Source organism: Roseococcus sp. YIM B11640 (assembly GCF_049727625.1).
In the GTDB taxonomy this organism is placed as follows: domain Bacteria; phylum Pseudomonadota; class Alphaproteobacteria; order Acetobacterales; family Acetobacteraceae; genus Roseococcus.
Genome location: NZ_JBBJOZ010000001.1, coordinates 294,234 through 317,325 on the forward strand (window position 1 = coordinate 294,234; position 23,092 = coordinate 317,325).

Genomic DNA, 23,092 nt, shown 5'->3' on the forward strand with positions numbered 1-23,092 from the left:
CAGATGACTGATACCGACATCGTCCCCGTCATTCTCTCCGGCGGGACGGGCAGCCGGCTTTGGCCGCTCTCGCGCGAAACCAATCCCAAGCAGTTCTGGCCGCTGGTGACGGAGCGGACCATGGTGCAGGAGACGGCGCACCGCGCCAGCGGGCCCGGCTTCGCGCCCCCCATCGTGGTGGTGGGCGAGGTCCATCGTTTCCTGGTGGCCGAGCAGCTGCGCGAGGCCGGGATCAGGAATCCCACCATCGCGCTGGAGCCGCAGGCCCGGAACTCTGCCCCGGCCATCGCCACTGCCGCCCTGCTGGTCGCCGAGAAGAACTCCGATGCCGTGCTCTGGATCATGGCGGCGGATGCCGCGATCCAGGACCATGCGGCGCTGCACAAGGCGCTGGGCCTGGCCGCCGCCGCCGCCCGCACCGGCCGGATCGTGACCTTCGGCATGAAGCCCGACCGCGCCCATACCGGATTCGGCTACATCGAGATGGGCGCCGGGATCGACGAGGTCCCTGGGGTCCACGAAGTGGCCCGCTTCACGGAAAAGCCCGATGCCGCGACGGCGGCGAAGCTCGCCGCGGATGGCAGGCACCTCTGGAACAGCGGCATGTTCGTGGCCACGGCCGCGACGCTTTTGCAGGAGCTGACGCATTACGCGCCCGAGGTCGTGGCGGCGGTGCGCCAGGCCATCGCGACATCCCGCCGGGACCTGGACTTCATCCGGCTCGGCGAGGAGGCCTTCGGCACCGCGCCGTCCATCTCGATCGACTATGCGGTGATGGAGCGCACGCGCCACGCCGCCGTCGTCCCGGCCGATCTCGGCTGGAGCGATGTCGGCAGCTGGGACGCGCTGTGGGAGGCGCTGCCCAAGGACGCGCACGGCAACGTGCTGCACGGGCCGGTGGAGGCCCTGGACACGGAGAACTGCCTTGTCCGCTCGGAAGGCATGCTGACCGCGACCATCGGCCTCAAGGACGTGGTGCTGGTGGTAACGGACGATGCCGTGCTGGCCATGCCACGGGACCGCGCGCAGGACGTGAAGAAGATCGTCGAGGGCCTGAGGGCCAAGGGCAACAAGCTCGCCACCGAGCATCGCCGCATGTACCGCCCCTGGGGCCATTACGAGGGCATGATCCAGGGCAACCGCTTCCAGGTGAAGCAGATCGTCGTGAAGCCCGGCGGCAAGCTATCGCTGCAGAAGCATCATCACCGTGCCGAGCACTGGGTGGTGGTGAGCGGTACCGCCCGCGTGCAGCGCGACGACGAGAGCATCCTGCTGTCGGAGAACCAGAGCGTCTATTTGCCGCTGGGCTGCACGCACCGGATGGAGAATCCTGGCATGATCCCGCTGGTGCTCATCGAGGTGCAGGTGGGCTCCTATCTCGGCGAGGACGATATCGTGCGCTTCGAAGATACGTATGGAAGAAGCTGAAGCTTCTTTTCTGTCCTCGGGCGCCGGGCTTCGCCGCGCGGCGGGCTCGCCCGGCCGGGATGCTTATGGACGGCGCCGGCCGCTGTGCGGCCGGATGACGCTGCATGGGGGCTTCCTGTCGAATGGCTGACGGGCTGCGCCTCGTCGCCGATGTCACCGACCTCCTCGATTTCTTCGAGGGCAACCGCACGCCCATGGGCATCGCCCGAGTCCAGACGGCGATCCTGGAGGCGGGGCTCGCGGAGGGCGCGCCGCCGCTTTTCGAGCTCGCGGCCTATTCCTTCGCGCAGTCCCGCTTCGTCGCCTATCCGCTGGAGCTTCTGCGCCGCATGATCGCCGGCGCCCGGCGCGGCGGCGAGCAGGATGGCGAGGACTGGATGGCGCTTCGCGCCGAATCCCGCGCCGTCCAGGCCGAAGCGCCTCCCTTCGCCTTTGCCGAGGGCGACCGCGTGGTGGCGCTCGGCCTCACTGGCGCGGATCCGGGCCAGCTCCGCCGCCTGCGCGAACTGCGCGCCAGCCACGGCATCCAGCTTTGCGTGCTGATCCACGACACCATCCCGCTCTCGGTCCCCGAGCATTGCGCGCCCGAGCTGACGCGCAGCTTCTCCGAGCACTTCCTCGCCCTCTGCCTGCAGATCGACCGCGCCATCGCCACCAGCGACCGCTGCGCGCAGGACTTCACGCAGTGGCAGCGGCGCTACCTGCCGCAGCTCGACATTCCGGTCACGCGCCTGCCGCTCGATGCGCGACTCCCCGCCGCGCCGGACGAGGAGGAGCCCGTCCTGCCGAAGCGCCTGCGCGACCGGCCCTTCGTGCTCTGCGTCGCGACGATCGAGCAGCGGAAGAACCACCTGCTGCTGCTCCATGCTTGGCTGACGCTGCTGCGCCGCCACGGCCATGCCGTGATCCCCGACCTCGTCCTGCTCGGCCGGCGGGGCTACAATTCCGGGCCGGTGCTCGACCTCATGCGCGCGGCGCCGGAGCTGCGCCAGCGCGTGCTGCATCTGGAAGGCGTGGGCGACGGGCTCCTGGCGCTGCTCTACCAGCGCTGCCTCTTCACCGTCTTCAACAGCTTCTACGAGGGCTGGGGCCTGCCGGTCACCGAAGCGCTCTCCCATGGCAAGCTGGTCGTGGCGCCGGACCATACCAGCTTGCGTCAGGCCGGCGGCAGCGCCGCGCTCTACTTCACGCCGCAGAGCGAGCCGGAACTGGTCGAAACCATCTGGAACCTTCTGCGCGACCCCGCGCGCCGCGCGGCCCTGGAGGAGGCGATCCCCGGCCGCATGGCGCTGCGAAGCTGGCGGCAGGTGGCCGAGGGCCTCGCCGGCGACCTGGCGGCCCCCGCGCCGGAGCTTCCCGCCCCGCTCGCGCGCCTCTACTTCCCGATGGGCGAGCGCATCGGCTTCGAGGAGCCGCAGATCCCCGACCTGCCGGAGCTGCCCTCCCCCTTCCGCCTGCTGCACCAGCTTCTCTGCGAGGGCGAGGGTTGGGAGCGGCAAGAGCGCTGGGGCATCTGGATCACCACCGGCGCCGCCCGCCTGCGCCTCCCGATGGGCGACCCGCCGAAGGGGGATGTGGTGCTGACGCTGGAAGTGACGGCGCCGCCGGGCATCGCCATGCCCGTCGGGCTGCGCGCCACCCGGCCCAACATGGACCACCCCGGCCCCTGGATGCGCGCCACGCTAGGCCCAGGCGAGGCCCGCCACCTGCGCCTCGTCATCCCGCCCTGCGAGGCAGGCGACATCCTGGTCGAGATCGACACCTCCGGCGCCCGGGCGCCGGAGGGCGAGACGCGCCGCCTGACGCTGCTGCTCACAGGCCTCATGATCTGCGCCGAGGAGGATCGCGGCGCGCAGATCCGCTACCTCTCGACGCGGCTCGGCCTCGTCAATGCGACGGAGGAGGCTTCCGGGCCGGTGGATCCCGCGACAAGCCCTTGATGGCCAGGGCGCGCTCGTATTCCGCCCAGAGCCTGGCCTGCTCCGTGCCCAGCCGGTGCAGCTCCGCCCAGGAGTAGATGCCGCTGTCGTGCAGGTCGTCGAAAATCAGGCGCACGGCGTAGTTGCCGACCGGCTCGATGCGCATGATGCCCACATGGCGTCGTCCCGGCACGATGGTCTTCTGGTCCGGCCCATGCCCCTGCACCTCGGCCGAGGGGCTTTCGACGCGCAGGTACTCCGCGGGCAGTACGAAGCGGCTGCCGTCGTCGAAGGCGACTTCCAGGGATTTCTCCGCCGAGCGGTAGCGAAGCTCCGTGACGGTGTGTGTCACAGCCACGTTCCGACGCCTCGCCTGGGGCCAACGCGTCGCGCGACGCGCGAGCCCAGGCCATCCGCTGGGCCGGCGAACCGGCGCCCGGCGCTGGAGGGCTTCAATCCAGTTTACGCGCCTGGTCGGGCAGCATGATGGGGATGCCGTCCCGCACCGGATAGGCGAGGCCGGCGGCCTCGCTCACCAGCTCCCCGCGCTCCTGGTCGTAGCGGAGCGGCTGCTTGGTGACGGGGCAGACGAGGATTTCCAGAAGCTGGGGGTCCACGGCGCCGCCGAGGGGCTGGGGCGTATCGGTCATGGAGCGACTCCTAGCTCGGCCTTCCGCCGGGCGGAAGCTCCCCACCGCCATGCGACCACATGCGGAGCAGGGCGATGAGGTCGTCGGCGCGCTCGGCCACCGTCGCGGCCTCCAGCAACGCCTGCTTTTCGGCCACACCGAAGGGGCAGATCATGGACAGCGTGGTGACGAGCGTGGGGCAGCCCATCTGCTCGATGGCCTGCCAATTGGCCTCGATCCCCTTGGCCGCGAAATAGGGGCGCAGGGCCTGGAGCAGCGCCTCGCGCGGCAACTCGCGCGGGGCGGGCGGTTCGAGGTCGTCCAGATACTCCGAGTAGTCCGCCAGCACGCGGCGATAGCCTCGCCGCATGGGCAGTTCCTCGGCAACGCGGAAGCGCAGCAGCCCGTTCAGCGTGATCAGCAGCCGGCCGTCCTCGGTCTCGGCGAAGGAGGTCACGCGGCCGAGGCAGCCCACATGGTAGATGCCGGTGCCGTGCTCGTCGGCGGGCAGGGCCGGGTCGGCCTGGATCATGCCGAACATCCGGCCCTCGGCCAGGCTATCCAGCACCATGGCGAGGTAGCGCGGCTCGAAGATGTTCAGCGGCAGCTTCCCACCCGGCAGGAGAAGAGCGCCAGAGAGCGGGAAGACCGAGATCTCCGCCGGCAGATGCTCCGGTTCGGGCTGGAAGGGGTTCATGGCAGATGCCTTTAAGGCCTCCTTGGTGGCGATTTCGTGACCGCCACCAACAACTCCATTCTACCTGCGCGGGTTACCTGAACAGAAGCGCGGAAAGTCCGCGCCGGGCCTTGAGCGTGGCCGGATCGTCCAGCCCCCAGGCCTCGAAGAACTTCAGCAACTGCTTGCGGGCGGCCTCGTCATTCCAGGCGGCGTCGCGCTTGATCGCTTCCAGCAGGGCGGCGGCGGCCTCCGGGCGCTGGCCGGCGGCGTTCAGGGCCACGGCGAGCTCGATCCTCGCCTCATGGTCGTTCGGGTCGGCCGCTAGGCGCTGCTCGAGGGCGCCGAACTTGGACTGCGCCTCGCGCCCCGCGGCGGCCAGCTCGATCTGCGTGCGCACGGCCGCGATCTCGGGATGGGCCTTCAGCTTGGCGTCGAGGTTGTCGAGCATGTTCTTCGCCTGCTCCTCCTCGTCGAGGGCGACGAGGCAGCGGGCCAGGCCGGCCAGGGCATCGGCGTTCTCGGGCTCCTGCTGGGCGAGGGCGGCGTAGATCTCCAGCGCGGCGGTGTGGTCACCGGCTTCGACCAGCTCCTTGGCCTCGGCAAGCAGGTCCTCGGACGGCATCTGGCCGCCGGCGATCTTGAGCAGGTTCTCGACGAAGCGCTTCACCTCGCTCTCGGGCAAGGCGCCCTGGAACAGGTCGGCGATCTGGCCCTGCCAGAAGGCGGCCACCGTCGGGACCGACTGCAGCGGCAGGCCCATCTGCGTCAGCTGCTGGACGAGCTGGCGGTTCTTGTCGATGTCGATCTTGACCAGCTTCACCCGGCCGCCGGCACCGCGCACCACCTTCTCGATGGCCGGCGTCAGCGTCTTGCAGGGGCCACACCAGGTCGCCCAGAAATCCACCAGGACGGGGACCGAGCGCGAGGCCTCGATCACATCCTGCATGAAGGTCTTCTGGTCGCCGTCCATGACGGGATCGGCGCCGTTGCTCTTGTCGAGAATCACATCCATGGCCGTGGGTCCTGGCGATAACGGAGAAGAGATGTTGCGGCTGGCGCCATAAGACAAGCCGGGGGGAAAGTCTCGCCCCTCATGCCGCCAGATCGACGATCGCGACCTCATGGCCCAGGCCGCGGAGGAATTTGAGCAAATCCCGTGGCTTGAGGCCCGTAGAGGCGCTGTTTACCAGCGGATGGAACCAGGCCAGACCCGTGGCACCCGCCAGCTCCGCGTCCAGCACGACCCGGACGGTGCCGGGTGGCGCGTTCACGAGGCCGAAGGGGGTGACGCTGCCGGGCTCGACGCCGAGCGTCTCGCGCAGCGCCTCGGGCGGGGCCATCCGCACCTTCCCCCAGCCCGCGGCGCGGGCCAGCGCGTTGACGGAGACCTGCCGGGCCTCCTCCAGCACCGCCAGGAAATAAGGGCCCTCGCCCTTGGCCGGGGCGAGGAAGAGGTTCTTCGAATGCGCGCCCGGCAGTTCACCGCGCAGGGACTGGGATTCCGCGACGGTGAAGACGGGCGGATGCCGGATGGTGCGCGCCTCGATCCCCGCGGCCTGGAGCCGCGCGAGCAGCCCTTCCGGCGTTTCCATCAATCCAGCTTGACGTTGTTGGCGCGCACGACCTGGCCCCAGCTCTCCGTTTCGGCAGCGAGCCAGCTGCGGAAGGGCGCCGGGCCCATGGCGCGGACCTCGGCGCCCAGCTCCGCCATGCGGCGGGCCACGTCGGGGACCGCCAGCGCCGTGCGGAACGCCTCGTCCAGCCGTGCGACGACCGGGGCCGGTGTGGCACCGGGCACCAGCACGCCCTGGAAGGTGCCGCTGTCGGAGGCCGGCCAGCCGAGCTGCGAGAAGGTGGGCAGGTCCGGGAAGTCGGCCAGGCGGTGCGGGCCGGAGACCGCGATGCCCCGCAGGCGGCCATCCTTCACGAAGGGCGCCGTGGCGGTGGCGCCGTTCACGATGATCTGCGCCTCCCCGCCCGTGACGGCCGCCAGCGCGGCAGCGCCGCCCCGATAGGGGACCTGCGTCACCTCGGCGCCCCAATGCGCGGCGAGCACGAGCGAGGTGAGATGGTTCGCGGCACCCACGCCGGAATTGGCGACGTTCAGCTTGCCCGGGTTCGCCTTGGCATAGGCGATCAGCTCCGCCGCGTTGCGCGCGGGGACGGAAGGGTGAACGGCGAGGATATAGGGCGCGTAGATCAGCAGGTTGACGGTCGCGAGGTCCTTCGACGGGTCGAAGGGCAGGCGCGAGTAGAGCGACGGCGCGGTGGCCAGCACGCCCGTGTCGATGAGCAGCATGGTGTGCCCGTCAGGCGCGCTCTGTGCCACGAGCTGCGCGCCGAGATTGCCTGCGGCGCCGCTGCGGTTCTCCACCACCACGTTCTGCCCCAGCAGGCGCGTCAGCTCTGGCGCCAGGATGCGGGCGAGGATGTCGCTGGTGCCGCCGGGCGCGAAGGGCACCACGAGACGCAGCGGATGCGTGAAGTTCTGCCCGAGGGCGGGCGTGGCGAGGGGCGCTGCAGCGGCCAGCGCCAGGATGTGGCGGCGGTTCATGGGTTCTTTCCCGGACGAATTCGCCGCCATCATCACCGCCCCGGGCCGGCGCGCAAGCGTGGCGCGCGGCCCGGAAGCGGAACGATTTTCAGCCCTTGTAGGCGACCGTGTTCGAAACCTGCTCGCCCAGGCCGTCGATGCCTACCTTGAGCTGCTGGCCGGCCTTGAGGAACCACGGCGTCGGCTTCTTGCCGAGGCCCACGCCCGGCGGCGTGCCGGTGAAGATCACGTCGCCGGGGAAGAGCGTGATGCACTGGCTGACGTAGCTGACCAGCGTCTTCACGCCGAAGATCATGGTCTTGGTGCTGCCGTCCTGCTGGCGGACGCCATCCACGTCGGTCCACATCCTGAGGTTCTGCGGGTCGGGCACCTCGTCCTTCGTGACCACGTAGGGCCCGAGCGGGCCGAAGGTCTCGAAGCCCTTGCCCTTGTCCCAGGTCGGCCCGCGCTCCTGCTGCCACTCGCGCTCGGAGACGTCGTTGCCGACGGCGTAGCCGGCCACGTGGTCCAGCGCCGCCTCTTCCGTCACGTAGCGCGCGGTGGTGCCGATGATGACCGCGAGCTCGCACTCCCAGTCGGTCTTCACCGAGCCCTTGGGAATGATGATGTCGTCGAAGGGGCCGTTGAGCGCGCCGAGCGACTTGATGAAGACGATCGGCTCCTTCGGCAGCGGGGAGCCCGTCTCGGCCGCGTGGTCGGCATAGTTCAGGCCGATGCAGATCAGGTTCTTCATGCCCGTGACGCAGGCGCCCAGGCGCGGGCTGCCGCTGACGGCCGGCAGGGTCGAGGGATCCACGGCCGCGAGCTTGGCCAGCGCGCCGGGGGCCAGCGTCTCGCCCGTGATGTCGGGCACGAAGCCGGAGAGGTCGCGGATCGTGCCGGACTTGTCGAGCAGGCCGGGCTTTTCCTGGCCCTTGGGACCGTAGCGAAGCAGCTTCATGAAGGTTCCTCCTGGAATCTGGCGCGAGAGTGCATGGGAAAACGTGTGCTGCGAAGTCCTACTCCGCGGCCCGCCGCGCCAGGATGCGGGCGGGCGGAAAGGCGACCAGCTCCAGCGCCGCGACCTCCGCCTCGAGGGGCAGTTCGAGCGGGGAGAGCGCGTCCAGCGCGGCGTCGAAGCTCGGCACGTCGCGCGCCAGCGTCACGTGCGGAACCCAGGCGCCGCGGGCGAAATGCGGGTGGAGGCCGAAGGCGCCCAGCATCTCGGCCGCGCGGGCCTGCAGCACCATCAGCTCCGGCGTCGCGAGCGGCGAGAGAAAGAGCACGCGCTCCGGTGCCGCGAAGAGGCCGGGATGCGCGAGGCGCAGGCGCAACCGTGGCGGCGGGGTCAGCGCGATGCGGCGTGGCTCCTGCGCCGCGACGGCCAGGGTGATGTGCGGCGGATGCCCGAGCCGCAGTGACGGATGGCCGATGCCCGCCGCGTCGAGGCGCGCCTGGAGGGATTCAACGCGCGCCTCGGCGGCGGCATCCAGGCGGAGCGTCAGCGCGAAGGGCACGGGCGCCTCATTCCGCGCGGATCCCCACGCGGCGGATCAGGTCACCCATGCGGGCGAACTGCGCGACGTTGCGCGCCTGGTACTCCTCGGGCGTGCCGGGCAGCGGGGTGGCGCCCAGCTCCTGCATGCGGGATGCCGTCTCGGGCTTGGTGAGGCCCTTGCGGAGCGCGGCATTGGCGCGGGTGATGACCTCGGCCGGCGTGCCCTTGGGCGCGACCAGCCCGAACCAGGCGGTAACCTCGTAGCCCGGCAGCGTCTCGCCGATCGCGGCGAGGTCCGGCGCGCCGGACCACCGGCCGGTGGAGGTGACGCCGATCCCGACCAGCGCGCCGGAGCGCACATGCGGCATGATGGAGGGCAGGTTGTCGCAGCCATAGTCGATGCGGCCGGGCAGCAGGTCCGTCATCATCGGCGCGCTGCCGCGATAGGGGACGTGCGTGGCCTCGATGCCCGCCATCAGGCGGAAGAGCTCGGCCGAGAGATGCGTGGAGCCGCCGATGCTCGTCTCGCCATAGGAAAGCCGACGCTGCTTCGCGAGCGCGATGAGCCCCGCCGCATCGCGCACGCCGAGCGAGGGATGCGCCGCGATGAGGTTCGGCACCTCCGCGATCTGCCCGATGGTGAGGAAATCCGTCAGCGGATCGTAGCCGGCATTGCTGTAGAGATGCGGGTTGATGGCATTGGTGCCGGGCGAGCCGAGCAGCAGCGTGTAGCCATCGGCCGGGCTCCGCAGCACGGCCTGCGCCGCAATGTTGGAGCCCGCGCCGGGACGGTTCTCGACGACGAAGGGCTGGCCCAGCTCCTCCTGCAGCAACTGCCCGGCAAGGCGGCCGAGGATGTCCGTGGTGCCGCCGGCGGGGAAGCCGACAAAGATGCGGACCGGCTTGTTGGGCCAGGCTCCCTGAGCCAAGGCGGGCGCGGCCAGCAGGGGGGTAGCGCCAAGCAGCGCGCGGCGTGAGACGTTCATCTGGGTCCTCCCGGGGACGATTTTCCGGAAGTATCGGAACCGCGTGCGCGTGAAGTCAAACGCCCGCCGGTTCAGAAGCTCATGCCGATGCCGAAGGATGTGCCGGTGACGCCCTTGTCGCCGAAGAAGTAGCGCCCGATCAGCCGCACGCGCGAAAGGTCGAGGCCCAGGGCGCCGATCTCTTGGCGGCCCAGGTCGAACTCGATGCCGCCGCCGATCTTCACGCCCCAGGAATAGCCCAGCGCCTCACGCTGGTCGCCGAGATAGGCGGAGGCGGAACCGTCGAGCACCCAGCGGATGGGGCGCCCGAAGGCCTCCCTCCCGGTGGGCCAGCGATACCGCGCCCAGAGGCCGAGCGTGCGCGGCGTCGACCGGCCGCCGACACCGGAGGGGGTGCTGCCGAAGGTCTGCAGCCGCAGCTCCGTGTAGCGGAGCTCGACGTCGATATCCCGCTCCGGCTTGTAGTCGTAGTAGGCGAGCATCAGCGAGCCGCCGAGGCCATAGACATTCACGTGCCGGTCGGTCAGCGCGGAGATGTCATAGCCGGTGCGCAGGTGGATGTAGGAGGCGAAGAGCGTGGCGTCCGAGGCGGCGACTCCCAGCGCGCCGTTCAGGATCGGCCGCAGCCAGAGATATTCGGCGAGCCGGATGTCGTAGCCGATGCCGACCGTCGAGGTGATGTTGTTCCAGCGCGTCGGCGCGCGCCTCTGCTCCGCGCCATCGGTGACGTATGCGCGCGGATCGTAGCGCGCGTAGCCGAGATAGACCTCCGTGAAGAGCGGGACGCTCTCGCTCCAGGTGAAGCCGAAGCCGAACTGGCTGAGCTGCAGCTCGGTCTGCCCATCGCCGCCCGCCTTGCCCGAGCCGCGCTGGATCAGCAGCGCGTTGGTCGAGCCGTCCGGCGTCATGTTGTAGCCCATGAGGCCCAGGAGGCCGCCATTCCGCGTTCGCAGCGCCGGGCCGAGCTCCGCGATGCGGCTCTCCTGCGCCCAGGCGCCGGGCGCGGCGGCGAGAAGGCCGAGAAGCGGCAGCCAGGGGCCGGATCGGAGCAAGCGGCAGTCATCCCCAAGGCCGAGGAGCAAGCGCCGTCGCGCGCCCCGGCCAGCACTAAAGAAGGGCTGGCGGATCGTCCAGGCGGCGCCGCCTTACAGCGTCCATCCGCCGTCGATGACGATGGCCTGGCCCGTCACGAAGGTGCTCTCGTCGCTCGCGAGATAGACGACCAGCGCCGCCATCTCCTCGGCGGTCGCGAGGCGCCCCATGGCCTGCCGCGCCACGAAGGCGGCCCGCGCCTGCTCCAGCCCGCCGGCCGCGGAGGCATTGGCGGCGATGCGATCGGCGAGGCTCGGCGTATCGACGGTTCCTGGCGCCAGGCAGTTGCAGCGCACGCCCTGTGTCACGGTGTCCGCCGCCACCGCGCGCGTCATGCCGACCACGGCGGCCTTGGAGGTGCCGTAGACGAAGCGGTTGGGCGCGCCTTTGATGCTGGAGGCGGCCGAGGCCATGTTGATGATGCTGCCGCGCCCGGCCGCGATCATGCCCGGGAGCGCGGCGCGCATGCAGCGCCACATGGCGCGCACGTTGAGGTTGAAGGCGAAGTCCCACTCCTCGTCCGTGCAGGTCAGCGCCGTGTTCTGGTGTACGAAGCCCGCGCAGTTGAAGAGGATGTCGAAGGTGCCCGCGCCGGTGATCGCGGCCTCGACGGCCTTGTCGTCCAGCACGTCCAGCGCCTTCGTCGCGATGCCGTGCTGCTCCAGCCCCGCGAGCTTGGCCCCGTCGCGGTCCGTCGCGATGACCGAGGCGCCCTCGGCGGCCATGGCGATGGCGCTCGCGCGGCCGATCCCCTGCCCCGCCGCCGTCACGAAGGCACGCTTTCCCGCCAGACGTCCTGCCATGTTGGCTTCTCCCTGCTTATCGCCGCATTCGGGCGCGGCGCGGGCGCGCCGTCAACAGCGGAGAATTCGGCCTCGGCCGCGAGGGCGAGGAAGCGGCGGCGCACCTCCGGCGCAAAGGGGTTGGCGTGCTCGATCGCGCGCGACACGCCGGGCGCGTCGTCGCGGACCATGCCGACCGCCTGCATGATGAGGTCGAAGCTGCGCGTCGTCATCCGCGTGGGCAGCGGCTCCATTCGCATCAGCAGCTTCGCGATGAGATGCGTGAGGCCCTGCGCCATCGCGGCCTCGCGGTCATGCGCCTCGGGCGTCGTCAGGATGGCGTCGAGGCCGAGCACGCGGCGCAGGAAGGCCGCCACGCGCGGTGCGCGCGGACCACGCACGGGGCAGACGGCGATCTTGAGGCCCCGGATTCCGTCGCGCGCGCTTTGCGGGCCGAAGAGCGGGTGGGTGGCGACGATCTCCACATGCGCGGGCAGGCCGCGCCGCATGATCTCGGCCGGGATGGACTTCACCGAGCCGACATCCAGCACCAGCGCGCCGGGCGCGAGATGCGGCGCGATGCTCTCCACCACCTCGGCCAGCGCGCCGACCGGGGTGGCGAGCACGATGATGGGGCAGGCGGCGGCGTCCTGGAGCGAGACCCGCGCCACGCCCTCCATCGCCGCGCCCAGGTCGGGATCATGCGCGCAGAGCGGAAAATGCGGGCGCAGATGCTGGGCCATCAGCCGCCCGAACGCGCCGAAGCCGATGATGCCGATACGCGGCTGGTTGGATGCTGGGAACACGGTCTGGCCTCTCGGGAGGCTGCGAGGCCGACGGTGCTGGTGAGGGAAGGGTTCAACCGCCGGCAAGGCAGCGGTTGAAGAAAACGAGGATCAACGCGCCGCTATGGAAGCAGCGCGTAATACAGCCCGGAGGTGGGAAGGATCGTCGTCATGCGGGCATATGAAGGCGCGCGGGGTGCGGAAGTCAAGGCGCGGGCCAGGCGCCCGCGTCGCGCCCCGCCGGCCTCAATTGTCCCGGCGGCGCCAGATGCGCCAGAGCTGCCAGAGGAACAGCACGCCCACCAGCACGATCAGCCCCTTGCCGATGGGGTCGATCCAGGGCTCGAGCTGGTTGTAGCCCTCCTCCAGGATGTAGCCGACCATGGTCAGGGCGCCGACCCAGATCGTCGTGCCCAGTGCCGTCCAGCCGTAGAAGGTGAGGCGGGGCATCTCGATGAGCCCGGCCGGGATCGAGATGACAGTGCGGATGCCCGGCATGATGCGGCCGAGGAAGACGGCCAGCGGCCCCCAGCGGCGCAGCGTGGTTTCCGCCTTGTCGAGATCCTCCTCGCGCACGCCGATCCACTTGCCGAAGCGGGTGCAGAGCGCGCGGGTGCGCGCCGTGCCGATGGCGCGCGCCAGCTCGTACCAGAACATGTTGCCGACCAGCGTGCCGGCGATGCCCGCGACCAGGACGAGCGTCACGGACAGCTCGCCGCGCGCGGCGGCGAAGCCCGCGAAGGGCATGATCAGCTCGGAGGGAATGGGCGGGAACAGGTTCTCCAGGAACATCAGCCCGAAGACGCCCCAGTAGCCGGCGGCCGCGACCCAGCTGGTGACGAGGTCCATCATGCGCGCGCGATCCGGAAGAGGCGCAGCGTCACATGCCGCCCGCGCGTGTAGTTCAAGCCATCCACCAAACCGATCTCCTCAAGTCGCAGGCCGAGACGCGCGGCCTCGCGCTGAAAATCCCCGATCGCCCGTTCGCCCACCGCGGCGACCCGGCCTTCCTCGGCGGCGAGGAAGATCGCCGCATCCTCGCCCCGGCGCAGGAAGCGCACGTCGCCGCCGATGGCGAAGAGCGTGGAGGGCTCCGCATGGCCGGTGATGCCGAAGCGTTCGGGCGGCAGGCCGGGCGCGCGCTCGGCCAGCAGGCGCTCCAGGCGCGGCCCGATCCACAGCGCGTCGATGCGCGGGAAGGTGAGCTGCATGACGGTGAAGTAGAGCGGGATCGCGGCCACCACGGCCATCACCGCGCTGCGCGCCCAGTTGCCGCGCCCGATCTCCCGCCAGCAGAGCCAGATGAGGAGCAGGGCCGCGGGCAACGCCAGGAAAGGCGCGGCCTCCAGATGGCCCGTCGCGGCCCAGGGCACGGCCACGGCGGCGATGGCCAGCCCGATGGCTACGCCCGCCACCGCGAGCCGCGCGAGCCAGCGCAGCCAGGGCCGGGGCTCGCCCCGCAGCGGATCCAGCGCCCAGATGGCGCCCAGCAGCATCAGCGCGGGATAGGCCGGCAAGGTGTAGTGCGGCAGCTTGGTCGCCACCGCCTCGAAGACCAGCCAGTTCGGCACCACCCAGGCGATGAGGAAGCGCGTCGGCAGCTGCTGCCGCTGCGTCCAGGCCCGGTGCAGTCCCAGCAGGACCAGGTACCCGGCCGGGAAGGCCGCGATCAGGAAGGTGAGGATGTAGAAGCCCGGCGGGCCCCAGTGCTTCTCGTCGCCGGAGCCGACCTTGCCCAGCATGTCGCCGCCGATGGCTTGGCTGAAGAAGCGCCCTTCCGTCGCGATGCCGATGGCGACCATCCAGGGCAGCACCATGGCCAGCAGCAGCGGGATGCCCCAGCGCCAGCGCAGCGCGGCCAGCCAGGGCGCGCGCCGGTCGGCGATGGCGAGCGTGATGCCGGTGAGCAGCGGGAACATGGGCGCGATCGGCCCCTTCAACAGCACGCCGATACCCAGGATCACCCAGAAAGCGGCTGCCTGCCGCGCCGCGAAGGCGCCGGGCCGCAGATAGGCCGTGCCGAAGAGCCCCATGCTCGCGGTCACGGTTGCCAGCAGCGCGGCGTCTGTCTTGGCGATATGCGCCTCGACCATCAGCACCATGCAGCCCGCCAGCATGGCGGCGCCGAGCATGGCCGAGCGGCGGCCCACCAGCGTGCGGCCGAAGTGGAAGGTGGCCAGCACGGCCAGGATGGCGCCGAGCAGCGAGGGCAGGCGATAGGCCCAGATGTCCCGGCGGTCGCCGAGGCCGGTGGCCTCCATCAGGTGGACGCCGACGGCCTGGGCCCAGTGGATGCCCACCGGCTTCTTGTTCCGCTCCTCGTCGCCCACGCGGATGTGGACGTAGTCGCCCGTCTCGACCATCTGGCGCGTGGCCTGGGCGAAGCGGCTTTCGTCGCGGTCGGTCGCGGGGATGCTGAAGAAGCCCGGCAGGTAGAGCAGCAGGCAGAGCAGCACGAGCACGAGCTTCGGCCAGCGCTGGGCCGCGCCGCTCGCGCTGTCGAGCCAGGAATCCAGGCGGGATGTCGTCATGGGATCAGGCGCGCTGCGTTTCGGCCATCCGGCCGCACGGCGGCCGGCGCCGCCCATGAGCCAACGCGGCGAGGCGATCCAGAGGTGCGGCGAAGCCAAGCCGCCGGAGGCGGCGCCCGGCGTCTGAGGGCAAGGTAGACATCTTTTCCCGCTCTAGCACGGGGGGTCGGGCGCGGCCATAAAGCGCGTCATGAAGATTTCTCCCGCCCGCCGCGTGGCGGCCTCGCTCCTCGAAGCGGTGCTGGACGATCACCGCGCGCTGGAGGAAGCGCTGGACGCGGTCCCGGCCGGCATCGAGGCGCGCGACAAGGCCGCCGGCCACCGCATCGCCGCCGCCGTGCTCCGCCGCCTGGGCAGCCTGGACGCCGTCATGGAGCCCTTCCTGCGGCGCGAGCCGCCGCCGCCCGCCCGCCGCGCGCTGCGGATCGGCGCGGCGGAGCTGCTGCTGCTCGGCACGCCTGCCCATGCCGCCGTGGCCTCGGCCGTGTCGCTGGTGCCGAAGCCCTTGGCGGGCCTCGTGAATGCCGTGCTGCGCCGGGTCGCCGAAGCCGGGCCGGCGGCGCTGGAAGGGCTGGACGCCGAGAGGCTGGACACGCCCGCCTGGCTCTGGGCCGCCTGGCATGCGGCCCATGGCCCCGCCGTGCGCGCCATCGCCGCCGCGCATCGCAGCGAGGCGCCGCTCGACCTCTCGCTGAAGCCGGGCGTGGCGGCGCCCGAGGGCGCGGAGCTGCTGCCCACAGGCACGGCCCGCCTGCCCGCCGGCACCCGCATCACGGAGATCCCGGGCTTCGCCGAGGGGAATTTCTGGGCCCAGGACGCCGCCGCGGCCCTGCCCGCCCTGCTGCTCGGCGCCAGGGCCGGGGAGCGGATCGCCGATCTCTGCGCGGCACCCGGCGGCAAGACGGCGCAGCTGGCGGCGCTCGGCGCCGAGGTGGTGGCGGTGGAACGGGAGGCGTCGCGCATGGGCCGCCTGCGCGAGAACATGGCCCGCCTCGGCCTCGGCGCGGATCTGGTGAACGCGGATGTGCTGAAATGGCGGCCAGAGGGCCAGTTCGACGCCGTCCTGCTGGACGCGCCCTGCACGGCGACGGGAACGATCCGCCGGCACCCGGACGTGCCCTATCTCAAGCGGCCCAAGGATGTGCCGAACCTCGCCGGCCAGCAGTCGCAGCTGCTGGAAGCGGCCGCGAGGCTCGTGAAGCCCGGCGGGCGCCTGGTCTTCGCCACCTGCTCCCTCCAGGCGGAGGAGGGTGAGGCGCATCTGGCGCGCATTCCCCCAGGCTTCAGGCTGGACCCGATCCGGGACGGGGAATTACCCGGCATCGCCCCGGCCGGGCCAGGGGCGCTCCGCACCCGGCCGGATTTCTGGTCCGGCCAGGGGGGCATGGACGGGTTCTTCGCCATGCGCCTCGTGCGGGAGGGCTAGGAGGCTACCAGCGCCGGCCCCAATAGCCGCCGTAGCCCCATCCCCACCCGCGGTAATAGGGGCGGTAAGCCGGGTAAGGCACGGGCACCGGCACCGGATAGACCGGCGCCGCGGCGTAGTAGGGCGAGCCGTAATAGGGGACAGCCGGCGCGGCGACCGCCATGGGCTGCACCGTGTTGCCATAGGCCGTCATGCACTGGGCGTAGATGGTATCGAAGCGGCCCTGGGCGCCATACTGGGTGCCCGCCGCGGCATTGGCGCCATAGACGCTGCCTGCTGCCAGCCCCGTGCCGGCGCCGATCGCGGCACCCACGCCCGCATTGCCGGCCGCCGCGCCAATCAGAGCGCCGGTCGCGGCCCCCAGGGCGGTCCCGACCACCGCGCTGCCGACCGCGGCATTGGTGCCCGCCTGCGGGTCGACATAGCCGGTGCCGATTCCCGCCTGCTGCTGGCAATAGCCGTCCTCGCGCTGGAACTGGGCATAGTCCTTCCCTTGGCCGGGCAGCGCCACGATGCTCGGCCCGGACGGGGGGTAGGTGGCGCAGGCGGCGAGGCTGAGGGCGGCCGCCGCCAGGGTGATCGCATTCTTCATGTCCGACTCTCCGGAAACCCGCGAGGATAGGTGCGCGGGCATATCATCCGCCTAATGCGGCCGGACAACGGCGGTTACAAAATTTCGGCGGGATCAGGGGTTCCGGCCGAGCCCCGCCTGGCAGAGGGAATAGACCCGGTCGTAGCGCGCCTGGGCGTCCAGCCGCGCCCAGGGCACCTGGTTCAGGCGCACCGCGCGGCCGGAGGGGGGCGGCTGCAGGCTGGCCACCAGGGCCTCGCCGGCGGCGGTGTCGAGGGGGATGGCGTCGGTCGCCATGCGGCGGCACTGGGAATCCGGGGCGGCGTCCTGTCGGCCGCGATCCTCCGGCGGCACCGGCAGCACGCCTGAGCCATCATTCTGCGGGCCCGCGCAGGCGGCGAGCGCCAGCACGGCAAGGAACGCGATACGGCGCATGATCAGCCCACTCCCTTTGGCAATAGAGAGACATGGGCCGCGACGATCCGCCAGCCCTCGGGCAGGCGCAGCCAGGTGTGGCTCTGCCGGCCGATCTGGTCCGAGCCGTCGCGCTGGAAGGTCGTATTGGCCGTGCCGAAGTCCCGGCCATAGGTGGTGACCACCGTCCGGATCAGCTGGCGCGCCAGCCCCTGGGAGGGGCGGTTGGCGCGGAACTCCGCGATCTCGGCATAGGAGAAGAGGTTCTCACCCCCGCCGAAGCGGATGGTGTGGTCGCTGTTCCAGAACAGCTCGTCCAGCACCTCCACATCGTTGCTCACCAGCGCCTGCTCGTAGCGGTTGAAGGCGGCCGTGACTTCGGCATGGACCTCGGGGATGTTGATCTCGTGCGTCATGCTTTCCTCAATTGCCGCGCGGCAAGGGCGGCGCGGCGCAGACCCCCATCTTCGCCAGGGCGGCGGCCACGCGGAAGAGGGTCGCCTCTGCCCAGGGCGCGCCGATGATCTGGACGCCGATGGGCAGCCCCTCCGGCGTGCCGATCGCGGCCGGGTCGGCGAGGGGCGCGGCGATCACCGGCAAGCCGATGCAGGAGATGGGCTGGGTATAGACGCCGAGATTGGGGCGGACCGGGATCTCCTCGCCATCCACCTCGATGGTCGCCTGGCCGATCTGGGGCGCCACGAAGGGGGTGGCGGGCGCCAGGATCACGTCTACCTCCTGGAACAGCTTCAGTACCTCGGCCCGGTAGAGCGCCCGCAGCCGCTGGGCCTGGGTGATCCAATGCGCGGGCAGCAGCGCCCCGGCCAGGAAGCGGTCGCGGGTGGCGAAGTCGAAATCCCCCGGCCGCGCCCGGAGGTTCTTCATGTGCAGGTTCGCGCCCTCGGCCATGGTGATGAGGAAGGCGGCGGCCCGCCCCTCGGCCGCATGGGGAAGCGTCACGCGGCGGGTGGCGCCCAGCGCCTGGGCCACGGCCGCGACGGCGGCGAAGGCCTCCGGGTGCCCGCCCCTGGCGAAATGCCCATCGGCCACCGCGATCCTGAGCCCCCCGATCTCCGGCACCGTGTCCACGGGCTGGAGGCCAGGGAAGGTCTGGTGCGGGTCCTCCGGGTCGTCGCCCTGCAGGAGGTTGTAGGCCAGGGCCAGGTCGTCGAGTTCCCGCGCGAAGGGGCCGAGATGGTCGAAGGCGCCCACGAAGGGGAAGCTGCCATGGCGCGAGAGCCGCCCATAGGTCGGCTTCACCCCCCAGATGCCGCAGAGCGAGGCCGGCACGCGGATGGAGCCATTGGTGTCGCTGCCGAGGGTAAGGGGCACCAGCCCGGCCGCCACCGCCGCGGCGCTGCCGCCCGAGGAGCCGCCGGCGATGCGCGTCGCGTCGTGCGGGTTGCGGCTCGGCCCCTCATGGGCGTTCTCGGTCGAGAAGCCGTAGGCGTATTCGTCCATGTTGAGCGCGCCGAGCATGACGGCGCCCGCCGCCGTCAGCTTGCGGACCAGATAGCCGTCCCGCGCCGCGGGCGGGCTGTCGCGCTCGATTTTCGAGCCCGCGAGGGTCGCGATCCCCTCCAGGTCGAAGAGGTTCTTGACGGCCACCGGCACGCCCGCGAGCGGCCCGGGGTCGATGCCGGCGGCCACCTTGGCGTCCACCGCCGCGGCCTCGGCCCGCGCGCGGGCGGCGGTGACCTCGGTGAAGCAGTTCAGCAGGCGGTCGCGGGCGGCGATATCGGCCAGCCGGTCCTCGACCACGGCCGCGGCGCGGCGCTTCCCGGCCCGGATCTGGGCGGCGAGAGCGGCGACGCTCACTTGGCGGGCCCCGCGACATAGACGGGGGCCGTCTCGTCATGGGGCGTGAGGGGGACGCTCTCCACCAGCTTCGCCATGCGATGGGCCAGGGCGAGGTTCATGTGGATGCCGGGCAGGTGCTCCGGCCGCAGCTCCATCTCCAGGGCGGCGGCGGTTTGCTCGGCATATCGGGCGGGGTCGAACTCGGGCATGGCGGTCCCTCCTGCCCGGAAACGGTCCCGCATGGCCGGGTTTCGCGAAAGAGGCTTCACGTGGTGGGAGGCCCGCTTGCGGCGCCCCCTTGCGCTTTCGGGCGGCAGGCTTGCCGTCGCAATGGGCAGTGGCGCATTGACCATCTGTCCGCCCCCTGCCATCCCGTGCCGCCATGTCCGCCGATCCCTCCCTCCGCACCGTTCGCGCCTGGCCCTTCGAGGAAGCCGCCAAGCTCGCCGACCGCCTGGCGGCCCAGGGGAAAACCGAGGCGCTGTTCGAGACGGGCTACGGCCCCTCCGGCCTGCCCCATATCGGCACGTTCGGCGAGGTCGCGCGCACCAGCTGGGTGCGGCACGCCTTCACGAAGCTGACGGGCCTGCCCTCGCGCCTCATCGCCTTCAGCGACGACATGGACGGGCTGCGCAAGGTCCCGGACAACGTGCCGAACAAGGAATTGCTGGCCCAGCACCTGGGCAAGCCGCTGACCCGCGTGCCCGACCCCTTCGGCACGCATCCGAGCTTCGGCCAGCACAACAACGCGCGCCTGCGCAGCTTCCTCGACGAGTTCGGCTTCCAATACGAGTTCGCCAGCAGCACCGACTATTACGCCTCCGGACGCTTCGACGAAGCGCTGCTGCAGATGCTGGCCAAGCATGACGAGGTGCGGGACGTGATCCTGCCCACGCTGGGCGCCGAGCGCCGCGCCACCTACTCGCCCTTCCTGCCCATCCATCCCAGGACCGGCATCGTGATGCAGGTCCCGGTGGAGGAAACCCGCCCCGCGGCCGGAACGATCGTCTGGCGCGATCCCGATACCGGTGAAATTTTCGAGACAAAGGTAACCGGCGGGGCCTGCAAGGCGCAGTGGAAGGCCGACTGGGCGTTGCGCTGGCACGCGCTGGGCGTGGATTACGAGATGTCCGGCAAGGACCTGATCGACAGCGTCAAGCTCTCGTCCAAGATCTGCCGGGTGCTGGGCAGCGAGCCGCCCGTCTCCTTCACCTACGAGCTGTTCAACGACGCCCAGGGCCAGAAGATCAGCAAGAGCAAGGGCAACGGCCTCACCATCGAGCAATGGCTGGAATACGGCCCGCCCGAGAGCCTCGCCTGGTTCATGTTCGCCTCCCCCGGCAGCGCCAAGCGGCTGCACAAGGAAGTCATCCCCCGCGCGGTGGACGACTGGCTCGCCGGCCTCGCGAAGCTGCGGGAGAACCCGGACCCGGCGAACCCGGCCTGGCACATCCATCGCGGCGCTTCGCCCAACTTCGCGCCGCCGCCGGTCTCCTATGCCACGCTGCTCAACCTCGCGGGCATCGCGAACACGGATGATCACGAGCGGCTCTGGGCCTATCTGCGCAAGTACCACCCCAGCCTGACGCCCGAGGGCGAGCCGGTGCTGGACCGCATGGTCCGCAACGCCTGCGCCTATTGGCGGGACTTCATCGCGCCGGAACGCAAGTTCCGCGACGCGACGCCGGAGGAAGCGGCCGCGATGCGCCGCCTCGTGGAAATCCTGCGCGAGCGCGCGCCGGAATTCGAGGCGCTGCCCGCCGGCCCGCAGCGCGAGGCCGCGATGCAGGAAGCCGTCTACGACGCCGGCCGCGAGTTCCCTGCCTTCCAGACGCCCGCCAAGGATGGCGGACGCCCCGGCGTGGGCCGTGCCTGGTTCAGCGCGCTCTATGAGGTGCTGCTTGGCAAGACCGAGGGGCCGCGCTTCGGCGGCACCATCGCCGTCATGGGCGTCGTCGAGGCCTGCGCGCTGATCGAGAACGCGCTGGCGCGGGAGAGTGCCAGCGCGTGAAGGCCGTGCTGCCCCTGATCAAGCGCCACGGGGCGACAGTCTTCGGGCTGGTCCTGCTGGTCGCGGCCATCTGGGTGGTGCAGCGGGAGTTCCGGCACCTCGCCATCGCCGACATCACGCGGGCCATGAGCGAGATCACGAGCCACGCCCTCTGGGCCGGCGCGGGGCTGACGGTCGTGGCTTATCTGGTGCTGGCGGCCTATGACTGGCTGGGCGCGCGATATGCCGGCCGGCCATCCAGCTGGGGGCGGGCGCTGGTCGCTTCCTTCTGCGGCTATTCGCTGGCGCATAACCTCGGCTTCGCGGCGGTCTCGGGCGCGGCCGTGCGGTTCCGGCTCTATTCGGCCTGGGGCTATTCGGCGCTCGAGATCGGAAAGGTCATCGGCTTCACCTCGCTGACCTTCGGCCTGGGCGGCATGGCGCTGGGCGGCTGGGTTTTGATCCTGGAGCCGGAGGTGCTGCCCTGGATCGGCGGCGTGCTGCCGCGCTGGACGCTGCAGCTTGTCGCGGTGCCGCTCTTCGGGGTGGTGCTGGCCTATATCCTGCTGAGCCGCTTCCGCCGCACCGTTACGCTGTTCGGCCATGTGGTGGAACTGCCGAGCACCGGCATGGCCGTCGCGCAGAGCCTGCTGGCGACCGTGGACGTCGCGGTGACGGCCGCGATCTTCTATGTGCTGCTGCCGGATGCCGAGGGCCTGACCTTCGTGCGCTTCATCGGCATCTACCTCGCGGCCTATGCGGCGGGGATCGTGGCGAACGTGCCGGGCGGCCTCGGCGTCTTCGACGGCGCCATCGTCATCGGCCTGGCGCCCTACCTGCCGACGGCGGAGGTGGTGGGCGCGCTGCTGGTCTTCCGGCTCTACTACTACATCGTGCCGCTCTTCATCGCCGGCACGCTCTTCGCGGGATTCGAGATCACGCAGCGCCGCGCCTCGCTCGCACGCTTCGCCGCGCTGGGAAGCGGCGCCATGCCGCTGGAGGTCCCGGTGCTGACGGGGCTCGTCGCGCTCAGCGGGGCGCTGCTGATCTTCCTGGGCTCCCTGCCCGCCGAGGAATTGAAGGAATGGGCGGGGTACGAAACCGCCATCGCCTCGCAATTCGCGGCGTCCATCCTCGGCTCGCTGCTCATCGTCATGGCTTTCGGGCTCGCGCGGCGGCTCAACATCGCCTGGGTGGGCGCGCTGGTGCTGCTGGCGGTGGGCGCACTCATCGCCTGGATGCGGAACGAGGATTGGTGGACCTGGGGGGTCTTCCTGCTGACAGCCGCGCTGCTGGCGACGATGCGGAGCGCCTTCTACCGCAACAGCCGCATCCGCGCGGAACCCCTCTCGCAGGAAATGCTGCTGCCGCTCGCCGCCGTCGCCATCTGCGGCACGGGCGTCGCCATCATCGCCAATTCGGTCGGCGTCCAGGGCGCCTATTGGTGGGAGCTGGTGCTCTCGCCCGGCGCGCCGGCGCAGCTGCGCTTCGCGGTCGGCATGACCATGCTGCTGCTGCTGGTCGGGCTGGTGCGGCTGCTCCGGCCCGCGCGCATCCGCCCCGGCGCCTATGACGCCGTCTCGCGCGGGCTGCTCGCCTCGCTGGGCGCGAAGCTTCCCGAACGGGCCGATGGGGTGATCTGGGGCGAGGCCGGGCGCGCGGGCTTCCCCTTTTCCCGCGAGGGCCAGATCTGGATCGGCCATGGCGACCCCGTGGGCGAGGTGCGGGACGCGATTTCCGCCATCTGGCGCTTCCGGGACTATTGCGAGCGGAACGGCGCGCGCGCGGCCTTCGTGAACGTTGGGCCGACCTATCTGCGCGTCTATGCCGATACCGGCCTGCAGGCCGTGCCGGACCCCAAGGCGCCGGGACGCTTCATCGCCTGCCATGCCGAGCGCGACATGGATCTGCTGCTGCATCACTGCGGTGTGCCCGGCGAGGGTTGAAGACCCGGCCTTCGCGGCGATATCCCCCACACGGGAAACGGTCACCAGGAAATCCGAAGCCACGACCGGCAAGGTGACCGCCC

The 23,092-nt window shown here is 70.9% G+C and carries 24 protein-coding genes; 5 read left to right on the forward strand and 19 right to left on the reverse strand.

Annotated features, from left to right (window positions below):
* Positions 1–3: 3 nt before the first annotated feature.
* Positions 4–1,428 carry a mannose-1-phosphate guanylyltransferase/mannose-6-phosphate isomerase gene (locus WJM96_RS01490; protein ID WP_424810645.1) on the forward strand — a complete coding sequence of 475 codons (1,425 nt, stop codon included), beginning with the start codon at positions 4–6 and terminating at the stop codon, positions 1,426–1,428.
* Positions 1,429–1,550: 122 nt separating this feature from the next.
* On the forward strand, positions 1,551–3,368 hold the full coding sequence (locus tag WJM96_RS01495; protein ID WP_424810646.1) for a glycosyltransferase: 1,818 nt from the start codon (positions 1,551–1,553) through the stop codon (positions 3,366–3,368).
* Here the strand turns inward: WJM96_RS01495 and WJM96_RS01500 are convergent.
* From WJM96_RS01500 to WJM96_RS01565, 14 genes are all read right to left on the reverse strand, one after another.
* Positions 3,316–3,705 (reverse strand): gamma-butyrobetaine hydroxylase-like domain-containing protein, encoded by a 390-nt coding sequence (locus WJM96_RS01500; protein WP_424810647.1) that lies wholly within the window; start codon positions 3,703–3,705, stop codon positions 3,316–3,318. The genes WJM96_RS01495 and WJM96_RS01500 overlap by 53 nt on opposite strands.
* Positions 3,706–3,799: 94 nt before the next feature.
* Entirely contained in the window at positions 3,800–3,997 is a 198-nt protein-coding gene (locus WJM96_RS01505; RefSeq protein WP_424810648.1) for a Trm112 family protein, read from the reverse strand.
* A 10-nt stretch (positions 3,998–4,007) separates the two neighbouring features.
* Positions 4,008–4,673: an LON peptidase substrate-binding domain-containing protein gene (locus tag WJM96_RS01510; RefSeq protein WP_424810649.1), complete on the reverse strand. Its 666-nt coding sequence runs from the start codon at positions 4,671–4,673 to the stop codon at positions 4,008–4,010.
* A gap of 73 nt (positions 4,674–4,746) precedes the next feature.
* Positions 4,747–5,667: a tetratricopeptide repeat protein gene (locus WJM96_RS01515; RefSeq protein WP_424810650.1), complete on the reverse strand. Its 921-nt coding sequence runs from the start codon at positions 5,665–5,667 to the stop codon at positions 4,747–4,749.
* 79 nt (positions 5,668–5,746) lie between these two features.
* Positions 5,747–6,247, reverse strand: a complete 501-nt coding sequence (locus tag WJM96_RS01520; protein ID WP_424810651.1) for a prolyl-tRNA synthetase associated domain-containing protein — start codon at positions 6,245–6,247, stop codon at positions 5,747–5,749.
* Positions 6,247–7,209 carry a Bug family tripartite tricarboxylate transporter substrate binding protein gene (locus WJM96_RS01525; protein WP_424810652.1) on the reverse strand — a complete coding sequence of 321 codons (963 nt, stop codon included), beginning with the start codon at positions 7,207–7,209 and terminating at the stop codon, positions 6,247–6,249. The genes WJM96_RS01520 and WJM96_RS01525 overlap by 1 nt, the downstream gene beginning before the upstream one ends.
* A gap of 88 nt (positions 7,210–7,297) precedes the next feature.
* The gene (locus WJM96_RS01530) at positions 7,298–8,149 is read right to left on the reverse strand and encodes a fumarylacetoacetate hydrolase family protein (RefSeq protein WP_424810653.1); all 852 of its coding nucleotides are present in this window, start codon (positions 8,147–8,149) and stop codon (positions 7,298–7,300) included.
* A gap of 58 nt (positions 8,150–8,207) precedes the next feature.
* Positions 8,208–8,705, reverse strand: coding sequence for a 2'-5' RNA ligase family protein (locus WJM96_RS01535; protein WP_424810654.1), 498 nt, complete (start codon positions 8,703–8,705; stop codon positions 8,208–8,210).
* A gap of 7 nt (positions 8,706–8,712) precedes the next feature.
* Positions 8,713–9,672: a Bug family tripartite tricarboxylate transporter substrate binding protein gene (locus WJM96_RS01540; RefSeq protein WP_424810655.1), complete on the reverse strand. Its 960-nt coding sequence runs from the start codon at positions 9,670–9,672 to the stop codon at positions 8,713–8,715.
* A gap of 71 nt (positions 9,673–9,743) precedes the next feature.
* Positions 9,744–10,724: a hypothetical protein gene (locus WJM96_RS01545; protein ID WP_424810656.1), complete on the reverse strand. Its 981-nt coding sequence runs from the start codon at positions 10,722–10,724 to the stop codon at positions 9,744–9,746.
* A gap of 93 nt (positions 10,725–10,817) precedes the next feature.
* Positions 10,818–11,567 (reverse strand): SDR family oxidoreductase, encoded by a 750-nt coding sequence (locus WJM96_RS01550; protein WP_424810657.1) that lies wholly within the window; start codon positions 11,565–11,567, stop codon positions 10,818–10,820.
* Positions 11,531–12,352 carry a prephenate dehydrogenase/arogenate dehydrogenase family protein gene (locus WJM96_RS01555; RefSeq protein ID WP_424810658.1) on the reverse strand — a complete coding sequence of 274 codons (822 nt, stop codon included), beginning with the start codon at positions 12,350–12,352 and terminating at the stop codon, positions 11,531–11,533. The genes WJM96_RS01550 and WJM96_RS01555 overlap by 37 nt, the downstream gene beginning before the upstream one ends.
* Before the next feature lie 225 nt (positions 12,353–12,577).
* Entirely contained in the window at positions 12,578–13,183 is a 606-nt protein-coding gene (locus WJM96_RS01560; protein WP_424810659.1) for a DedA family protein, read from the reverse strand.
* The gene (locus tag WJM96_RS01565; RefSeq protein ID WP_424810660.1) at positions 13,180–14,862 is read right to left on the reverse strand and encodes an ArnT family glycosyltransferase; all 1,683 of its coding nucleotides are present in this window, start codon (positions 14,860–14,862) and stop codon (positions 13,180–13,182) included. The genes WJM96_RS01560 and WJM96_RS01565 overlap by 4 nt, the downstream gene beginning before the upstream one ends.
* 190 nt (positions 14,863–15,052) lie before the next feature.
* On the opposite strand from WJM96_RS01565, the gene WJM96_RS01570 reads away from it, so the two are divergent.
* On the forward strand, positions 15,053–16,288 hold the full coding sequence (locus WJM96_RS01570; RefSeq protein WP_424810661.1) for an RsmB/NOP family class I SAM-dependent RNA methyltransferase: 1,236 nt from the start codon (positions 15,053–15,055) through the stop codon (positions 16,286–16,288).
* Between the two features lie 4 nt (positions 16,289–16,292).
* Here WJM96_RS01570 and WJM96_RS01575 read toward each other — a convergent pair whose 3' ends face one another.
* The 5 genes from WJM96_RS01575 to WJM96_RS01595 form a co-directional block, all read right to left on the reverse strand.
* Positions 16,293–16,880, reverse strand: coding sequence for a glycine zipper family protein (locus WJM96_RS01575; RefSeq protein ID WP_424810662.1), 588 nt, complete (start codon positions 16,878–16,880; stop codon positions 16,293–16,295).
* A 93-nt stretch (positions 16,881–16,973) separates the two neighbouring features.
* Entirely contained in the window at positions 16,974–17,294 is a 321-nt protein-coding gene (locus WJM96_RS01580) for a hypothetical protein (protein ID WP_424810663.1), read from the reverse strand.
* A gap of 2 nt (positions 17,295–17,296) precedes the next feature.
* Positions 17,297–17,689 (reverse strand): oxalurate catabolism protein HpxZ, encoded by a 393-nt coding sequence (hpxZ, locus tag WJM96_RS01585; protein ID WP_424810664.1) that lies wholly within the window; start codon positions 17,687–17,689, stop codon positions 17,297–17,299.
* Positions 17,690–17,696: 7 nt separating this feature from the next.
* On the reverse strand, positions 17,697–19,091 hold the full coding sequence (locus WJM96_RS01590; RefSeq protein WP_424810665.1) for an AtzE family amidohydrolase: 1,395 nt from the start codon (positions 19,089–19,091) through the stop codon (positions 17,697–17,699).
* Positions 19,088–19,282: a DUF4089 domain-containing protein gene (locus WJM96_RS01595; protein ID WP_424810666.1), complete on the reverse strand. Its 195-nt coding sequence runs from the start codon at positions 19,280–19,282 to the stop codon at positions 19,088–19,090. The genes WJM96_RS01590 and WJM96_RS01595 overlap by 4 nt, the downstream gene beginning before the upstream one ends.
* 173 nt (positions 19,283–19,455) lie before the next feature.
* Between WJM96_RS01595 and WJM96_RS01600 the strand changes: the two genes are divergently transcribed.
* Positions 19,456–21,084 carry a lysine--tRNA ligase gene (locus WJM96_RS01600; RefSeq protein WP_424810667.1) on the forward strand — a complete coding sequence of 543 codons (1,629 nt, stop codon included), beginning with the start codon at positions 19,456–19,458 and terminating at the stop codon, positions 21,082–21,084.
* Entirely contained in the window at positions 21,081–23,009 is a 1,929-nt protein-coding gene (locus WJM96_RS01605) for a lysylphosphatidylglycerol synthase domain-containing protein (RefSeq protein ID WP_424810668.1), read from the forward strand. The genes WJM96_RS01600 and WJM96_RS01605 overlap by 4 nt, the downstream gene beginning before the upstream one ends.
* Positions 23,010–23,092: the final 83 nt, after the last annotated feature.

Coding starts and splice junctions, on each gene's coding strand:
- WJM96_RS01515 (WP_424810650.1), bottom strand. CDS start 5,667: ATGGATGTGATTCTCGACAAGAGCAACGGCGCCGATCCCGTCATGGAC.
- WJM96_RS01495 (WP_424810646.1), top strand. CDS start 1,551: ATGGCTGACGGGCTGCGCCTCGTCGCCGATGTCACCGACCTCCTCGAT.
- WJM96_RS01560 (WP_424810659.1), bottom strand. CDS start 13,183: ATGATGGACCTCGTCACCAGCTGGGTCGCGGCCGCCGGCTACTGGGGC.
- WJM96_RS01575 (WP_424810662.1), bottom strand. CDS start 16,880: ATGAAGAATGCGATCACCCTGGCGGCGGCCGCCCTCAGCCTCGCCGCC.
- WJM96_RS01565 (WP_424810660.1), bottom strand. CDS start 14,862: ATGACGACATCCCGCCTGGATTCCTGGCTCGACAGCGCGAGCGGCGCG.
- WJM96_RS01520 (WP_424810651.1), bottom strand. CDS start 6,247: ATGGAAACGCCGGAAGGGCTGCTCGCGCGGCTCCAGGCCGCGGGGATC.
- WJM96_RS01505 (WP_424810648.1), bottom strand. CDS start 3,997: ATGACCGATACGCCCCAGCCCCTCGGCGGCGCCGTGGACCCCCAGCTT.
- WJM96_RS01540 (WP_424810655.1), bottom strand. CDS start 9,672: ATGAACGTCTCACGCCGCGCGCTGCTTGGCGCTACCCCCCTGCTGGCC.
- WJM96_RS01490 (WP_424810645.1), top strand. CDS start 4: ATGACTGATACCGACATCGTCCCCGTCATTCTCTCCGGCGGGACGGGC.
- WJM96_RS01595 (WP_424810666.1), bottom strand. CDS start 19,282: ATGCCCGAGTTCGACCCCGCCCGATATGCCGAGCAAACCGCCGCCGCC.
- WJM96_RS01510 (WP_424810649.1), bottom strand. CDS start 4,673: ATGAACCCCTTCCAGCCCGAACCGGAGCATCTGCCGGCGGAGATCTCG.
- WJM96_RS01580 (WP_424810663.1), bottom strand. CDS start 17,294: ATGCGCCGTATCGCGTTCCTTGCCGTGCTGGCGCTCGCCGCCTGCGCG.
- hpxZ (WP_424810664.1), bottom strand. CDS start 17,689: ATGACGCACGAGATCAACATCCCCGAGGTCCATGCCGAAGTCACGGCC.
- WJM96_RS01570 (WP_424810661.1), top strand. CDS start 15,053: ATGAAGATTTCTCCCGCCCGCCGCGTGGCGGCCTCGCTCCTCGAAGCG.
- WJM96_RS01550 (WP_424810657.1), bottom strand. CDS start 11,567: ATGGCAGGACGTCTGGCGGGAAAGCGTGCCTTCGTGACGGCGGCGGGG.
- WJM96_RS01530 (WP_424810653.1), bottom strand. CDS start 8,149: ATGAAGCTGCTTCGCTACGGTCCCAAGGGCCAGGAAAAGCCCGGCCTG.
- WJM96_RS01525 (WP_424810652.1), bottom strand. CDS start 7,209: ATGAACCGCCGCCACATCCTGGCGCTGGCCGCTGCAGCGCCCCTCGCC.
- WJM96_RS01600 (WP_424810667.1), top strand. CDS start 19,456: ATGTCCGCCGATCCCTCCCTCCGCACCGTTCGCGCCTGGCCCTTCGAG.